Here is an 18,491-nt window from a genome sequence, read left to right on the forward strand (position 1 = left end):
TATTACCGGTAGCGAGGATATTCAGCGTATTAGCATCGAAAACGTCACCATCCATTTCTGCAATGACCGCGCCGCCAATACGGGCTGCTAATTCACCACCGGCTATAGAAACTAAACCGCCGGAAGCAAGGTCCGAGCTGGAAATCGCATCGTTATCGCCAGTTGCTTTAACGTTTAAAGTATTAGTTGTTGTAAGTGATGCGGTAGAGCCTACAGAAGCAATTACATCGGCAAATTCGGTAATCTCAGCAACAGCTGCGCTACCGGCACCCCCAAATGCACCGAAGCCACCCGCTAAGGTATGAGCTTCAGCAAGATTGCGACCTACGGCTTCGATTGTGATTGAAGAAGAGCTGGTAATATCTCCATCGACATCAGCGATAACAGCACCACCGACATGCGCAGTGGCCAGCATGACTGAAACACCAGCCAATACGCCAGCAGCACCACCTTCAGCTGTTGCTGTTGCTCGGTTCATTGCACCTTGTAAGCGGGCATCAACGACAACAGCGCCAGTTGCTGCGATAGATGCGGCTGAGCCCATTCTAGCTTCTACGTCTGCATCTGCTGTGATACTAGAAATCGCCTGAGCACCTGCACCGCCACCCAGCGATACACTGGCCACCGTAGTCGAAGCATCTGCGATATTTTGACCAAGGGCTATAACGTCTAACGTAGATATTGAGCCGCCTGAAGTCTGACCATCGAACTGAGCTAAAACACCTCCGCCAACATGGGCTTCTGGGAGCATGACAGATATAGAAATTACACCGCCACTGCCGCCAACAGCACTACCGACAGCTTGATTATATCCAGTGGCTAGCACATCGATATTGGCATTAGGTGTGTTGAACTGAGCTGTAGATCCGACTTTGGCTTGAACGTCTGCGTCGGAAGTGATTTCAGCTATAGCGCTAGCGCCCGCTCCGCTAAAGAGGCCAATGGATATAGCCAGAGCATCAGAGAGTGCAACGTTATTACCCGTAGCTTGTACAAGCACTGTATTGGCGTCATTAACATCGCCGTTCATCTCTGCGATTACTGCACCGCCAACTCGAGCAGCCAATTCGCCGCCCGAAATAGAAACAGCACCACCCGAAGCTAAATCAGAACTTGATATTGCATCGTTATCGCCAGTTGCTCTGACGGTTAAGGTGTTAGTGGTTGTTAACGATGCTGTTGAGCCAACCGATGCTATGACATCGGCAAACTCTGTAATTTCAGCGACTACGCCACTGCCGGCACCACCAAATGCACCACCAAAACCACCTGCTAGGGTATGGGCTTCGGCAAGATTTCGACCTACAGCTTCGATCGTAATTGAAGATGAACTTGTGATATCGCCATCAACATCAGCGATAACCGCACCACCGACCTCAGCAGTAGCTAGCATGATTGAGGCTGCGCCTAAAGCGCCAGCAGCTCCACCTGCAGCGGTTGCAGTTGCTCGGTTCATTGCGCCTTGCAAGCGGGCATCTATGACAACTGCACCAGTGACAGCGATAGAAGCGTCTGTACCCATTCTCGCTTCTACGTCGGCATCTGCCGTGATACTAGCAATCGCTTGAGCGCCTGCTCCGCCACCCAGTGATACACTGGCCACCGTAGTCGAAGCATCTGCGATATTTTGACCAAGCGCTTTAACATCTAAGGTAGATACCGAGCCACCGGTAGTCTGACCATCGAATTGAGCTAACACGCCTCCGCCAACATGGGCTTCTGGAAGCATGACAGAGATAGAAATCACACCACCACTGCCGCCAACTGCCGTACCAACGGCATGATTATATCCAGTGGCTAGCACATCGATATTGGCATTAGGTGTGTTGAACTGAGCTGTAGATCCGACCTTGGCTTGAACATCTGCCTCGGAAGTGATTTCCGCTATAGCGCTAGCTCCCGCTCCACTAAAGAGGCCAATGGATATAGCCAGAGCATCAGAGAGTGCAACGTTATTACCCGTAGCTTGTACAAGCACGGTATTGGCATCATTAACATCGCCGTTCATCTCTGCGATGACTGCACCACCAACTCGAGCAGCCAATTCGCCGCCTGCAATAGAAACAGCACCGCCCGAAGCTAAATCAGAGCTTGATATTGCATCGTTATCTCCAGTTGCTCGAACAGTTAGAGTATTAGTCGTAGTGAGCGATGCTGTTGAGCCGACAGATGCGATCACATCGGCAAACTCTGTAACTTCTGCGACCACGCCACTGCCGGCACCACCAAAGGCTAAAGAGAATCCTCCGGCCAAGGTATAGGCTTCGGCTAGATTACGACCTACTGCTTCTATAGTGATTGAAGATGAACCTGTTACATCTCCATCTACATCCGCAATGACTGCACCGCCGACTTCAGCGGTAGCCAACATCACAGAAACACCTGCTAATGCACCACCGACAGCACCAAGAGCAGTCGCTGTTGCAAGGTTCATATTTCCTTGCAAGCGCGCATCTACGACAACTGCTCCAGTCGTTGCGACTGTGGCTGCTGAACCAATTCTAGCTTCTACATCTGCTGTAGAACTTATCTCAGCAATAGCTTTGGCACCAGCACCACCGAGTAATGAAATATTACCGACAGTGGTCTGGGCATTGGCCCAATTATCACCTAGAGCTTTAACATTCAGTAAGGAAGCAGCCCCACCAACGATATCGCCACTAAATTCGGCTAAAACACCACCCCCGACGATTGCTTCTGGAAGCATAACGTTGATCGATAGACCGCCTATACCACCGCCTACTGCGCTGGCTTGTGCCTCATTGCTGCCAGTAGCTAAGACATTGATTGCTGCACCAGGAACGGTGATCTCTGAAGTTGATCCTACTTTGGCTTGGACATCGGCATCTGATGTAATTTCAGCAAATGCATCCGCACCTGAACCACTGGCGATACCCACAGAGATAGCTAAAGCATCAGCTTTTGCATAGTTATCACCGGTGGCGATAACATCGACTGCAGTCGCATTGAAAAGGTCCCCGTTCAGTTCAGCAATAACAGCGCCTGCAACGGTTGCTCCTAATGCTGAGCCAGAAACGGCAACAGTGCCGCCAGAGCCTGCATCAGAGTTACTGAGTGCGTCATTATCACCTGTCGCATTGACTGAAACCGCTCCGGTGGTTGTAATGGATGATGTAGAACCAATTCTAGATACAACATCTGCTGTATCACTTATTTCTGAAACTGTACCTGTACCGGATGCACCAAAACCTACACCGATAGCGACTGCCAATGTATCTGCTTGAGCTAGGTTTCTGCCTGAAGCGGTTACGATGACAGAATCTGAAGCTAAAACATCACCATTAAGTTCGGCTTTAACTCCGCCTTCGACATAGGCTTCAGCAAGCATGACAGCTAAACCACCTAACTGTCCGCCTGCCCCGCCTAATGCTTTGGCGGTTGCGAGATTATTGTTACCAATATGATGAGCATCCAACAGAATTTCATCGACGGTAAGAGTTACATCGGCTCCGATCACTGCTTCAACATCGGCGGTTTCATTGATAATCGCCAATACATCTGCACCAGAACCACCAATACCGACTACAGATAGTGAAAGAACAAGTGCCTCTGCCTCTGCTTTATTAGATGCTGTAGCTACAACATCAATATCACCTGCACTCACAGTAACCTGGCCGTCCATGCCCGCTAAGGTTCGGCCACCGACTTCTGCAGTTGGTAGTGATACATCAACCGCTAACACACCGAGAGTAAGTGCTGAACCTAAGGTATCCGATATAGCAGTTCGGCTGGCTGTCGCATCAATGACTAGATCGCCACTACTGGTCACTGTAATTGTTGTTGGGTTACCTAGCGACACTTCGCCCACTCTAGTGCCGATGAACGCTTCAGTATTACTGAGCACTTGTGAAGTTGCGCTAGTTGCACTGACTGCTGCACCAGCAATATCTAGGGCGATAGTAATCGTTTCTGATGTCGCAACTTCCGTACTTGCAGCAGTTACAGAAACATCAGACGCAGTCACTGAACTGCTCTCACCAATGTATGCCAAGGTATTACCTTGAATAATCGCTTCCGTTTTTGTTACAGCTACAGTAATTCCGGCACCTAAACCAAAATTAAGAGGCGCTGCTGTAGCGGTAAATGTTGAGTTGGCATCAATATTAAGTGGTCCACCGGTCAACATAACGTTGGTGCTGCCTAATGGAACCGTTCCTGCTCGTCCGCCGATATAAGCCTCAGTCGTCCGATCCACTGTGGCTGATACTATTGCTCCAGAACCTGCTCCACCAAGAGATAAAGCTACAGAAGTGACATCAGGTAAAGCACTGGCAATAGAATCAGCTGTGATATCCATTGCACTGGCGGTGACGGTCATTGCACCATCTGCATAAGCCCGAGTTGCACCGCCAATATTTGCGCTGCCGTTAACTATGGATATTCCAGCACCCGTAGCAGCGGCTAAACCAAATGAAGTGGCATTAGCGATATGACTACTGTCAGCATCAATCTGAACCAAATTACCTTCGGCAGTTAAGGTTGAATTCCGAGCATATGCTTCTACTTCACTATCTATGTCGGTAATAGCCGAAGCACCTGCGCCTGCGAGGCCGCCTAGGGCTACGGAGACTGAAACAACTGAACTGTTGGCATCAATTTCTTGAGTCGCATCTGAATCGATCAGAATCGTACCTGCACCCAGTGCGGTAACAGAACTATCTTCTACTGCTGCTATAACGGTATTCGTGATGTAATTTTCAGCCAGTGAAACACCAACGGAGGTACCTAATGCCCCTACCGATACGGCAAACGCAATAACATCGGCCTGAGCGTCGGAGATATCGTTCGCTGAAATAACGACATTACCTGCGGAAGTTATATTCGCTCCATTGCTGACTCGTGAACTAACCGTTGACGTGGATGTATTACGTGTGAAGCCTCCGGCGCCTGCACCTGCAAAGCCGATTGAGATTGAAACAGAGACCGCCACAGAGGCAACAAATGCATCCAGATCGGATTCTGATTGAGCAAGTAAGGTGACGGTACCAGCTTCAGAGGTTACATCTGAGTTATCTATTTCTGCTCGGGTAATGCTGTTATTGGTATTTTCAGAAGTTGCTGCAGATACCCCTACAGCCACACCTACGTAGGAACCGCTAACAGATAGTGTTACTGCTGCGGCATCTGAAGTCACAGACAGATCATCGACAGCGGTAACAATCACATCGCCACCTGCCTCAATGAAATGAGATCCGCTTGCATCCTCAATATAGGATTCGACCAAGCCGTCGACGGTATTTTCAGTTACAGCCGCACTAATGCCGGCTGCTAAAGAGAAACTACCTGATACGGCGACAGTAACAGAGGCTGCAACACCCAGTACATCAACATTAGCCTCAGATTCTGCCTCGACAGTGAGGGAACCACCGATATCAACTGAAGAGTTTTCGATGCCTGCCCGAACAGTGCCGCTATAAGTATTACTTGCAACAGAGGTAGACAAGCCAACTGATATAGCCACACCACCCGATGCACCCACTGCAACGCTAGCTGCAACAACATCAGTATCAATATTAGTGACATCTTTCGCGCGAACCGTTAGATCCCCTGGCGCATTAAAAGTACTGTTATTGGTGATCAGCGATTCTGTTAGGTTTGCGGCATTCACTGTCGCAACTGCAACACCTACCGATGCAGAAAACGCAAACGCACTGCTTGCTGAAACACTAAGGGCTGCACCGACTGAGAATGTAGTTACATCGCTATCAGAACGGGCCGACAAAATAGTTGGAGCAGCAGACGTTAAGTCGATATCAGAGCCTGAGATAATTGATTGAACAGATGTATCGAAATCGACAGTCGATACTGCAACTGCACCAGACAATGATACGGAAATATTTGCACTTGCAGCGACGCTTGCTGCTACAGCGACGGTCAAGGTATCTAAGAGCACTCGATCTTCTGCACTCACAGAGAGCGTACTCGCATCTATATCACTATCGATGACACTAGCAGCAATAGTGTTACTCATGTTGCTAGTTACTGAAGCACCGCTACCTGCTCCTGATAAAGAGAAGTTGCCGCTTGCAGTAACAGATAAAGCCGCTGAAATACCTTTTGTTGTGACAGTTGCCCTATCTCCTCCTAAGAAAGATTGGGCATTAACGGTGACATTATCCGCATCTATTGTAGAGCCTTGAATTGTGGCTAATAGATCATTGGTTACATTGACGGTTGCTAAGCTAACGGAGATCGATACGTCGATCGCTGCAGTCGAGGAAGCCGCAACCCCAATGGTTGCAGATACAACCAGCGTATCCACTTCACTAATATCTATTGCCTCAACTAAGACATCATCGGCAGAGGTTATGGTTGATGGGTTTATTACTGCTTCTGTGGTTCCACCAACGTTAGCAACGGATTCTACGACTGCAAAACTAACGCCTACCGCTGCTGAAGAACCTGCGGCTAACGAAAGCGTTGCAGCAACAGCTTTAGTTTCTATATCAGTATCGTTAAATGCCAGTACTGAAACAGTATCTGGATTTGTGATTGCTGAACTTCTGATACTCGCAGAGGTTACCGTGTTCGAATTTAGCGTCGCTAAGGTAACCGAACCAGATACAGTGACTGCAGCAGTACCACTGGCAGACGCTCCGATCGATGCTGCTACCGCTAAGGTATCGATAGTGAGTTCATTAGTGGCCGTCACAACTACATCAGTCGCATTGTTAATAGTTGCAGTATCAATAGTGGCTTCGACAGTATTGGCTAGCGTATTGGTAACTGCACTACCAGAACCGGATGCCCCAACACTAACGGTACCACCACCGCCAATCGAAACAGAGGCCGCTACCGCATTGGCATCTACTGAGCCATCTGCAAGCGCTGACACATCAACTGCGCCGTTGGCAGTAATAAGAGATCCATCATCAATTGCCGCTCTTAAGTCCGTATTGATGTCGTTATCCGCAATGGATACCGCAATTGCCGCTGATATTGCAGCACTACCACCACTGCTAATGGCTAAACCAATTGAGGCAGCAACTACCGTAGAGGTAACAGAGGAGCTATCTTCAGCATGAACGCTTAAGCCGTTGGTGCTGGTGACAGTACTGTTGCTGATTCTAGCTGCCACAGTATTGTTCAGAGTATTCAAAGACGAAGCACCCGCGCCTGCGCCAGTGATCGCAATATCACCTGCCGCTAAAGACAAGCTGGCTGCTACACCCGTAGAGAGAATCGACATCTGCGTATCGGTGCCGACTGTTACGCTACCGCCATTCACTGTTGAATTGATAATGCCTGATTCTGTTACGCCATTGAGACTATTCGTAGCTAATACAACTGACACACCTAGAGCAAAGGCTGCTGTGCTACCGACTGCGACTGAAGCTGATGCAGAAACCACCTCAGAATCTAGAGATGATGTATCTACCGCATCAACACTAACCGCACCTGTTGCATTAACAATGCTATTTTCAATGACCGCTCTGGAAACACCGCTATGAATATTGTCTGCCGCTGCGCCCGCGCCAGCGACTGTACCTGCCACATCACCCGAAGCACCAACAGTGACAGCAACTGCAACTGTGGTGACATTCATCTGTAGCGATGAGGTGAGATCTATATCGAGAATACCGCTACTAGTGACATCGGAATTAAGCACTCCTGCGGTCACTGCTGTACCCACATTGTTGATGGCGACAGCTGCTGATGCATCTAAACCAAAGGCGATTGAGCCACTGGTTGCAGTAACACCTACACCAATCGATGTGCTAATTGCGTTAATCAAACTACTGTTAGTAGCGCTAATAGTGACATTGCTGGCATCAACAACCGCACTGTTTTGAATTACCGCTTCTACAGCGCCATTCACTGTATTAGTAACGACTGCAACAGTGACAGATGCTCCGACAGCGATATTACCGCTGCTGGCATTTACGCTTAAACTTGCTGCCAGTCCTAATGTTTCAATTGTTCCTGCTGAATCGGCATTGAGTATCAGATCTCCGTCAGTTGAAAGACTGCTGTTATCGATTAACGCTCTGGTTTGTGTAGATATGACATTATCAGCTGTAGCTACAGTGACATTTAAAGTGATGGCACCATCACTACTGCCTGTGACCGAAGCGCTTGCCGCAGCGACATCTGCATAGATCTCTGCTGCATTAGAGGCATCAATATCAGTATTGCCGCTAATCGTTGCATCAGTTCCGTTTACTAATCCTGCCTCGATAATATTGCTGATGGTGTTCTGGCTGCCAGCGCCACTACCCGTTCCACTGAGTGAATAGGAACCGCTAATGGTTACGCTGATGGCTGCTGATACTGCGACAGCGTTAATTGATGTATTGGATTCTGCATCTATATCCAATGCTGAGGCAGTGAGTATTGAGTTAGAAATTAGGGCTCTAGTTGTATTATTAATTTCATTATTGGCATTCGTAGCTGCGATATTTAAGCCACCCGAACTGCCAGATCCACTGACAGCGGCATTGATGCTAGCTGCTACTATGTCGGCTGTAATAGATGAGTTATCGATAGCTGACAAAACGAGTGATCCAGCTAGATCTACATCTGAACCTCCCTCGATCATCGCTTCAACTGTGCTGTCTATATCATTGAAAGCCAAGGAAACATCTGCAGAGAAACTTGCGGATGTACCATTCGATGAAGAACTAATTCCAACCGATGCAGATACCGCTACGGCTTCGATACTCGCTTCTGAAAGCGCTGAAACCGTAGCGCCAGAAGAGCTGCTTGTTAGGCTAATATCATTGATCGCAGCTCTGGCTGTATTGCTTATATCATTATCAGCCACAGCTACACCGATACTGCCAGATACAGAGGTATTATCAGAACTGATCGCCAAACTGAATGAAGCTGCCGCTGCATCAGCAACGATTAACGATTGATCCGTTGCTATAACTGATACAGGGCCAGCCACCGTAATTGTCGCGCCTGAGTCAGCTACGTCTTCAATTTCTGCAATGGCGCTATTGCTTATGGTATTAAAGGTTAAAGCACCGGTAGCAGCAGCACTGATAGCATTATTATCGCTAGATTGCGTGACGGATAACGCGACACCAAAGGCCAGAGTATCTATCTCAGAAGCCGTTAAAGCCTCAACGGAAAGCGCACCACCTGCATTAACTGAAGTCGAAGACAGAATTGCCTCTGTAGAGACATCGATCTCATTCACCGCGACCGAAACACCTAAGCCGACCCCAGCTTGAGAGCCGCTACCACTGCCGACGCTGATCGATACAGCTGCTGAACCTGCTGTTGCAGTAACAATACTTGTATCAGATGCATACAGGCTGACATCACCCGTTGCCACGATACTGCTAGGGTTGATGACGGCGCTGATATCACCGGTAATGAAGTTACCGGAGCCGGAACCTGCCAACGCTAATGCGCTACCGTCATTTGCAAGTGCACCGGCGATACCTAAGGTGAAAGCGTTGACTGTTGATGTGGAGGTTGCAGTAACATTAACGTTGTCACCTGTTGCATTAACATTACGAAGAGCAGCTGTTGTATCTTTAGTGATAACGTTTTGCGCACCTGCGGCACCCGCTGCCGCTGCACCTAAATCACCGCCGCCTAGTGATAATGCTAAGGCACCTGCGCCGGCATCAGCATTGATGTAACTGTCATCAGTCGCAGAAATATTTATATCACCTGTACTCAACAATGTTTGCGCTGCGCCAGTGTTGGTAATACTTGCTTCGGTTGAAGCTAAAATGAAATTACCTGAACCGGAGCCTGCACCAGCTAAGGCATCAGAGTCATTGGCAACTGCTGCGGAACCTGCGATGGTTAATGCCTGAATACTGGATGAGTTAGTTGCGCTGACGTCTACACCACCGGTAGCGCTAACTGGAGTATCTGTAACAGTCGCTCGAATTGTCTGTGTAACATCATTGACCGCTACAGAGGCGCCCACTGCACCGGCTGTACTTCCGCTGTTATCGAAGGCAAAAGTGGCACCACCTGAATCTGCTCTAATGTCTGAGGTATCTTCGGCATGCAGGGTTAAATTGCCATCGGTATCTACCGTGCCACTATCAATTTGAGCTAAAAGTTCGGTATCAACGACATTAACTGTGACACTGCCTGCACCAGCGAATGTTATATCACTGGAATTGTTGTTATCGCTGTTACCCGTTTTGATTGCACCTGCGACTGCAATGGTGACCGTATCAAGGTTAGTAGCACCCGTTGCAGAAAGGGTCACGCCACCGGAATTCGACGTTAGATCATTACTGCCCAACGCCCTTGCCCAAACACTATTATCGATTACATTGACTGATACTGAGCCTGTGACACCGGCATCGGCACCATTGGTAATCGCTAAACCACCAATGATGTTGGTGACGTTGGTTTCATCCGCACCACGAAGTAATATGCCTTGATTAGCGGCTGCACCGGTATTATCACCATTGATAGTGGCTCCAGTGCCTAATGTGGCATGGGTTTCACCGTCGAGTACGGCAACGCCAACAGATGCAGCGATACCAACATTGGTTCCGCCGTCATTGTCACCGTTCTCATTGCCGCCATTGTCCTGCCCTAATGAACCAGAGGCCGCAATGGCTAAGAGGGTTACATCGTCATAACTGGTAGCGGTTACAGATAAGCCATTGACGGTTTCTGTACCTTGATCGCCATTACTATCAAAGATGCCGTCTCTTACTGAAAGCCCAGCACCTTGGCCTAAAGATGTGACTTCGGCCCCCTCACCGATGATGGCATGAGTTCGATCAATATCGACCAATACCCCAACCGAGATACCTACTGAAGAGCCACTCATAGATACCCCAAGGGTTCCCGCATAGCTTTCAATGGCTGTATGACTGTTAGCTGCAACCATCGCTGAACCAGTCGAATGCACAACGACATTTCCAGCTTCAGGTGCTTCAGCGTCTGGATCTTTACCTATAACCGCACGGGTATCAGTCAGATTGACCAAAACATTGAGGCCGCCAGCGCCTGAAGTACTATCACCTGCGCCTAAGTTAGCCGTTAATTGGAAAATATCCTCAGTACCATCAGCTTCAACGATCAAATCTCCGCCAGTGGTTATGGATGTAGGTACTAGAGCATTATCGGACGCTTCTATTATCGCTTCAGTAGATTTAGTGATAACCGCTACACCTAAGCCTATACCGACACCTGTAGCATCTTTACTGCCTGCCAGAGCACCAGCAAATGTTGTAAGAGTTGTATCGTCTGTTGCACTTACAATCAGGTCATTGCCTGAGCTCACCACCGCTCCGGCACCTATGCTCGCTTTAGTATTTAAAACAAAGACATCAATCGCTGCAGATCCGGCACCTGCATCCCCACCAGACCCAATTGCAGCACCTGCAACGAGTGTTGTGACATCAATGCCGGTTTCGTTAAGCACTGGGACGATGATTTCTAGTGGGCTGACAGACGCATCTGCGATGACTGACAGATCTCCAGCGGAATCTATAGAAGTACCATCGCCAACGCTTGCAAGAGTGGTATTTTCAACAACGTTAACCCCGATTGCAGCTCCAACACTGGTACCCTCATCGGATAAAGTTAACGCCCCACCGCCAGCAATATTCTGTAAACCAATATCCTGTCTTGCTTCAATGCTTAGATCGGTATCTGTGGTGGTAAGACTCGCATCATCCGCGAGTGTAGCGCTAGTGTTACTGATAATGACATTAACACCCACAGAACCGGCCACGGCAGTATTATCATTCTCGCCTTTCTGAGTAGAACCACTACCGGCCAGTGAGAGCAGTTTAAAGTCGTTACTTTCACCGTTTGGAGAGCCCGCCTCAATGCGGACGGACCCTGCGGTGATATCGCTATTGCCGATAGATGCATGAGTATCTAATAATCCAACATTTACAGTTACGGCAGCGCCTACTGTGGTTTTAGCATCATCAGCAAAAGCTGTGGCTATGGCTTGTGTATCTGCGTCAGCATCACTGGTTGCTTTGACGGTGAGATCGCCACTAGCATCGATAAGCACGCCATCGCTAATAGAGGCATTAACTTCAGGTGCGATCACTGTGGCGCCAATCGCCGCAGCTACGCGAACAGTACCGCCTCGTGTTTGTTGTGATGCGTCTTCACCCGTACCACCTTGACCACCCGGGTTAGCGGTTTGTGATTCAGCGGTAGTATTTGCTCCTTCAACCTGGTCACCTGCTGTAGGTGCAGAAACCGAAGTACCGGCCCTACTATTGGCATAATCGGTTTGATTACTTGTTTCCTCATCTGAGGTATTGCCGCCATCTTCTTCAGACTTCGAGCCTTCTGAGCTGGCTTTTGCCACAGTTGTCGCATCAATTTCAGATAGTGCAATCACTGAAACATTTCCAACACCTGTATTGACGCTTCTTGTGAGTAAAGCATCGGTATTATCTTCTACCCAGCCCATCGCAAAGGAGATGCCCACGCCGGTTTCACCGCCATCGGTTTCCGCGTCAGCTTCTGTTTTTTGAGCCTCTAAGGTGGATGCGGAGATACTGAGATTACCTGAGACATTTAAGGCGTCACCGTTTGCATCAATCTGAGCTGATGTGTCGTTGTTTGCTACGCCTATAGCTACAGCGCCACCAAAGGCTATTCCGTCTGAACCGGTTGCTTTAGAACCTGCTTTAGCGAGTGTCACCATGGTGTGATCACCCTCAGCAGAAACAGATAAGTTGTCTGACTGACTAATGTCGCCACCTAAGATAGCGGCATCGGTATCATGTGCGCTGACATTCACAGCAACGGATAAGCCGCCACCGCTGCCACCTGAGGTAGGGTCTCCAGGTAGTGCACGCGCTTCATTGCTAGAACTGGATTCAGCTTTAACGGTGACGTCACCAGTTGCTGTAATATCTGAACCATCACCTAAGGTTGCTGAAGTTGAACCGCTGGCTTCATTGATTGCTACGGAACCAGCAACACCAATATCACCACCACTCGCACCGGAGTTAGCTCGTGCTGATGAGGAGTGAGTTGATTCTGTAATTTGGTGAGAGCTGCCCGTACCTATACTGGTTAATTCTACGGCCTCACCTTTGAGAGCATTTTCTTTGGTATCGGCAAATTTGAGTCGGCCATTGCCTTCGATAATGGCATAGTAGGTATTACCGTTAGTTAAACCGCCAATATCGGTGCCGCCACCGTTGCTGTAGACAATCTCATCACCTGTATTAAGGCCCAACGTGTCTTCTAAGTGAATTTCGAAACGTTTTTCGTCTGGGTCAAAATCGAGGTTATCTTTGCCATCACGCTCTAAGCTATGATTATCACCGCTTCCCAATGATGTTAGATCGATTGCAGTACCGGCATTTGCATCAGCTTCAGAAGCAGCCAGTTTAACTTTGCCATCACCTACATCGATTACGTAATACTTAGTCGTGCCACCATCATCAGTTAGGCCACCGATGCTGGTATCACCGCCATTGCTATAGGTAACTTCATCCCCAGTTTCTAAATCATCGATATCCCCCACATAGATAGTGTTTGCATTAACATCAACGCTGATGGGTTCTTTAGGGGTGATATCGATATCTCGTTCTGCCATCTCTGCAGTGACATTCACATTTGAAGCAGTAACATCGGCATACTCGATTAAAGAACTATTACTGATATCTGAAGTGCTGAGCGCGACAGCGACACCTACGCTAGTACCACCTTCATTTGTGGTAGCGCTACCATCGGCTTCCGATAGTGAATCGGCATTAGCTGAACTGTTTACGTTGATATCGCCAGCTACGTTTATTGTGATTGGATCTAAAGAAGTGCCACCAACATAAGCGGAAGTTTGTGAATCACTAATATTGACCGAGATAGCTGCTGCAACGCTAATGGTACCTTCAGAGGTAGATGCATCTGGGCTATCGTTATCCCCGGTGCCTTCATCACTATTGCTGTCCGCAAAGCTGCGTTGTGAGGCAACCTGATCATTAACGCCGTTATCATCCCCGCTATTTTCTACGCCATCATCTTGTTCTGCACCGCTTGAGCTGGCTTTGGCTGTCGTTCTTGAGGCATTGTTGCCTCGTGCCATCAACATCATGGCTCCGCCTGCTGTCAAATCCCTAGCGATCATAACGGCAGTACTATCATTGGCTGATACTAAGGCTAAAGAAGCGCCGATTGCTGCATCAGAACCTTCAACATCACCTTCAGCGTCAGCTGTGGTTCTGCTGGTTTGTTCGGCTTTAAGAGTTAGATTCCCACTTATATCGAGTAATGAGCCTGCTTGGATATTTGCATCGGTATCATTGAAAGCTATGTTAAGTGCGACAACGGGAGTAATCGCTACACCACCTGCTGCACCTGCTCGTGCAATCACCCATTGCTCATAAGTACCTTCAGCATCGAGTGTTAGATCAGATGCGCCTGTAATACTGGCATCTAGAGCAAGTTCAGATAAGGTATCGTTATCACTGACATTCAAGGCAACTGATGCGCCAATACCTACACTTTCACCACCTGCATTTTCTAATGGCAGCGCCATAGCGGAATGCTCAGTGACTGATTCACTATTAAGACTGACAGCACTGTTATTCAGCATGGCAACGCTACTATCCGCAGCGATTAAGGCGGAAGTCGTTACATCTACAAGGTTAATTGCCAAAGAGCCAGCAACACCTACATCACCACCACTCGCGCCAGATGTAGAACGTGCGGTTGTACGATGAATCGATTCGGTTAACCTGTGATTATCGCCAGTACCAGATCCAGTCACCTCAATCGCATTACCAGCGAAAGCATCTTCACGAGATTCAGCGAGCTGAATCTCATCACCAATAATCAGGTAATAGGTTTTACCGTCTGATAACCCGGTGATATCGCTGCCACCACCATTGTGATAAGTCACTTCATCACCGGTAACATAGCCTTGTGGTACTTCAAATTTAAGCTCGTATTGAGGGTTGAAGGTGATATCTTCTTCACCCGCGCGTTCGAATGTGTGCTCGGAGCCACCGCCTAATGATGTTAAATCAATAGCAGTGCCATTATTCGCATCGGTCTCATTTAGGGCTAGCTTGTATTTACCATCACCGGCATCGATCAGATAGTAAGTAGTGCCATCAGTTAACCCGCCAATTGCGCTGCCGTCATCATCTTGCTGATAAGTAACTTCATCAGCGGTTTCTAAACCTTCTACGCCTTCGAGCAATATTGTGTCTGCTGCCAGATCGACTACTGTGCTAGAGCTGATATTACTGCTGCGTTCTGACATCAAAGCATTTACAGTTAGTCCATCAGCACTGATAGTGGCTCCGGTGTCAACGATAGAACCATCACCAACGGATGATAAATTTAGGGTGTCTGATTTATTAATTGCAACGGCAGCACCAACACTTACACCACCATCTGAAGATGTCGCACTTGCATCAGCTATAGCGGCAGAGTCACTGTTAGCACGTGAAGTTACCGTTAAGGCGCCAGTTGATGAAACGACTGCACCATCGGCTATCAAAGCGGAATAATTGGCTTCACCTAAATTGATTGAAATTGCAGCCGCAACACTGACACTACCATCTGATGTTGAAGCATCTGGTGTTTCTGAACTGTTGGTCGAACCAGAATCGGTTCTACTGTCAGCTTGGGAATTTGCAAAGCCGAGTTGCTGAGCGTTTTGATCATCCACACCATCAGGATTGGAACCATCGTCCTCTTCAGCTCCAACAGCACTGGCTTCAGCATGAGTTCTGGAAGCTGTTGCACCCTGTGCTAGTAGCATTACCTGTCCGCCGGAGGAGATAACATCACGCAAGATTTGTGCTTGAACGTCTTCTTCAGCAATGGTCAGCGCTAAAGATGCACCAAGGCCAACCGAATCACCTTTCGTATCACCTGCTGCATGGGTACTTGTCACGCTGGTATGATCAGCGGTTAAAGAGAGATCGCCTGCTAGATTTAGGGTATTACTACCTGCTGAAATCTCAGCGATGGTCGAGTTACGAGCAATTGAGATCGCAACCACTGGAGTAAGTGCTGTACCGCCTGCTGCACCGCCAACCGCTTTTGTATCCATAAAGTAGGAGCCAGTAGCATTAGCGTCAATCGCGGCTACATTGCTCAACAGCGCATCTTCTACAGCAGCTCGAGTAACAATATCTGAGATGTTTACTGCGACAGATGCACCTAGACCAGTACCTTCACCACTGTTGCTATCACCATCATCGGTGTCATTACTATCGCCGTCGCCCTCAACATCAGCTTTGGCAAGTGCGTTAGATTTAACGGCTGAGAGCGCATTCAACGATAGATCGGTTGATCCCAGATCTAGAGTTGCACCTGATTCAACCGTAGCTTCGACTCTCGCTGTCACAGCATTAACAGCTAATGATCCTGCGACGCCAAGATTCCCGCCACCAGAGCCTGATTCGGCTTCAGCTTTAAAACTATTATCGGCATCTAGAGTTGCACTCACTTCAATTGCATCAGCAGAATAACTGCCAGCACCATCTAGATAAGCAAGGCTATCAACGGTTGCTATATTTAAAGCAACCGCGATACCTACACCTGGTGCAGCAGCCCCAGTATTAGAGCCATCAGCTGTTGCTGTTACAGTGTCATTTGAAGTTGCATTAACATCGATGTTTGCATCGGTAAGGCTGGTATCGGTGGTGATACTGCCGCTAGTTTCTATATAAGCGGCGGTTAGATTATCAACTAATGTTAAAGCTAAGGCGCCAGCAAAATCGACATCACCCTCTGCTGTACTAGCTCTATCGGAATTGTCACCGTCGTTGTTAGGGTCTTGAAGCGCGCTTTCAGTCTGATTGCCGCCGCTGGTATTTTCGTCTGAACCACCTTGAGTTGAAGTTGCTTTGGTGTGCACTTGATTGGTGGTTGTCGCGCTAACATTAACTTTTTCTGCAGTGCTACCGAGTATCGAAGAGCTACCGTCAATGTAAGCCTTAGTTTCAGTGAAAACTAAACCCATCGCTAAAGTAGCACCGGAATCACCGAGGGAACCATCAGTTTCACTGTTAACATCGATATCCGTGTTGGCAAGAATATCGATATCACCACTAATATTAAGGGTGCTAGCGCCGGAAACATGCGCTTTAGCACTTGAATCTACAACAACAAGAGAAATTGCCGCATCTGCTTCGCTATCGTTATCCCCTGCAGTCGCAGCATCAGTTTGGTCGCTACTTACTGCGGTGGTCGCTTCAACCATCAAACTATTGGCTGTGATTGCTGTATCAAGAATATTAACTTCAGCACGTGCTCGGGCATAAACACCAACACCATCAATACCTGCACCTAATAGATCTGCAGGTACAGCATTTACAGGCGAAGAAGCTTGGGCACGAAGAACAACAGCAGAGCCACTAACTACGGCTGATGAAAGGTCTATTTTTGCGTTAGGGTCTGAAAAATATAAACCGCTAAGGTCGATAGGAAGCTCAATATCTTCAACTGCATCTAATGGGCCTGTAAATTCATCGTACAGATCGCCTACCGTTTCGATCGTACCTTCATCAGATGCGGTTGCCGTAAGTGTAATATCCCCTGCAGTAAGCGAACCTGTAACAATAATCTCTTCGGCATCTACGGTTAAATCTACACTGCCAAGATCGAGATTAGTTAACGTAATAGTATCGTTACCATCGCCACCATTGATGGTTAATGAATTGAGTGGTGCAAGGAACGTTGTATCCTCAAACGTAGTACCTGATAAGGTATATTCACCTGGAGCTAAACCATCACTTAACTGGGCATCGTAATCATCCCCAGCAGTCAGATCGAATATGACATCTGATAAGGTGCCAGTAGCCGTAATCGGTTCTAAGCCTACGTAAGTGATCAGGTTATCATCTAGAGCTACCGTACCTGAATCTGGCCCTGTCGGTGTGAATACGACATTTTCGTAGTCCCCCCCTTCAATCACTAAGCTATCGAATCCTCCATCACCGCCATCAATAACGCCGCTTAAGCTACCGTCAGGCATAAAGGTGAAGGTATCTTCGTTATCAGCTGAACCTGTAAGATTTTCGACATTACTGAACTGAAGATTGCCATTTAACGTACCAGTATTAGATCCGGTGATCTGCCAATCACTGTCAGCAGTTGGACCAACAAGGACATCATTACCTGCTCCACCTTCAAAGGTGATTACAATTCCAGGTGCTGCAGCTTGGTCAAAATCGATACTCAGACGATCATCTAGGTCAGAACCTGTAATAACGACATCGCCGACTTCACTTAATAGGCGTTCAGCGAGTAATACCGGTGTATCTCCAGAGGTATCGAAAAGCTGTAAAATCGGAGGCGTAGCAAGCTCTTCAAATAGCTTGAGGGAAAGATCACTTGCTGTATCCGGATCTGCGACAAATGATAATGGGTCAGCTGATAATAACAAACGTGGCTCAACTGGCTCACACATGATTCGACCTACCACTTTAGAGGTAGGATTTTGGATAAAATGAGGCCGTTTTGTTTTGTCCAGCATAGGAGACTGATGGCGGAATAATCTACCACAGAATGCACTGCATCTGTCTTTCCAACTCCGTCTG

Annotated in this window: 1 protein-coding gene (only partly in view); it reads right to left on the reverse strand. The window is 48.0% G+C overall.

What is annotated here, in order from left to right:
- On the reverse strand, positions 1-18,361 hold the 5' portion of the coding sequence (locus ACMXYN_RS08760; protein WP_415894454.1) for a Calx-beta domain-containing protein. Its footprint begins 17,057 nt before the window's first position; the window shows 18,361 of its 35,418 coding nt (coding positions 1-18,361); its start codon is at positions 18,359-18,361; its stop codon lies off the left edge, out of view.
- Positions 18,362-18,491 lie beyond the last annotated feature (130 nt).

This window comes from Neptuniibacter sp. PT8_73, from assembly GCF_047778045.1.
Lineage (GTDB): Bacteria > Pseudomonadota > Gammaproteobacteria > Pseudomonadales > Balneatricaceae > Neptuniibacter.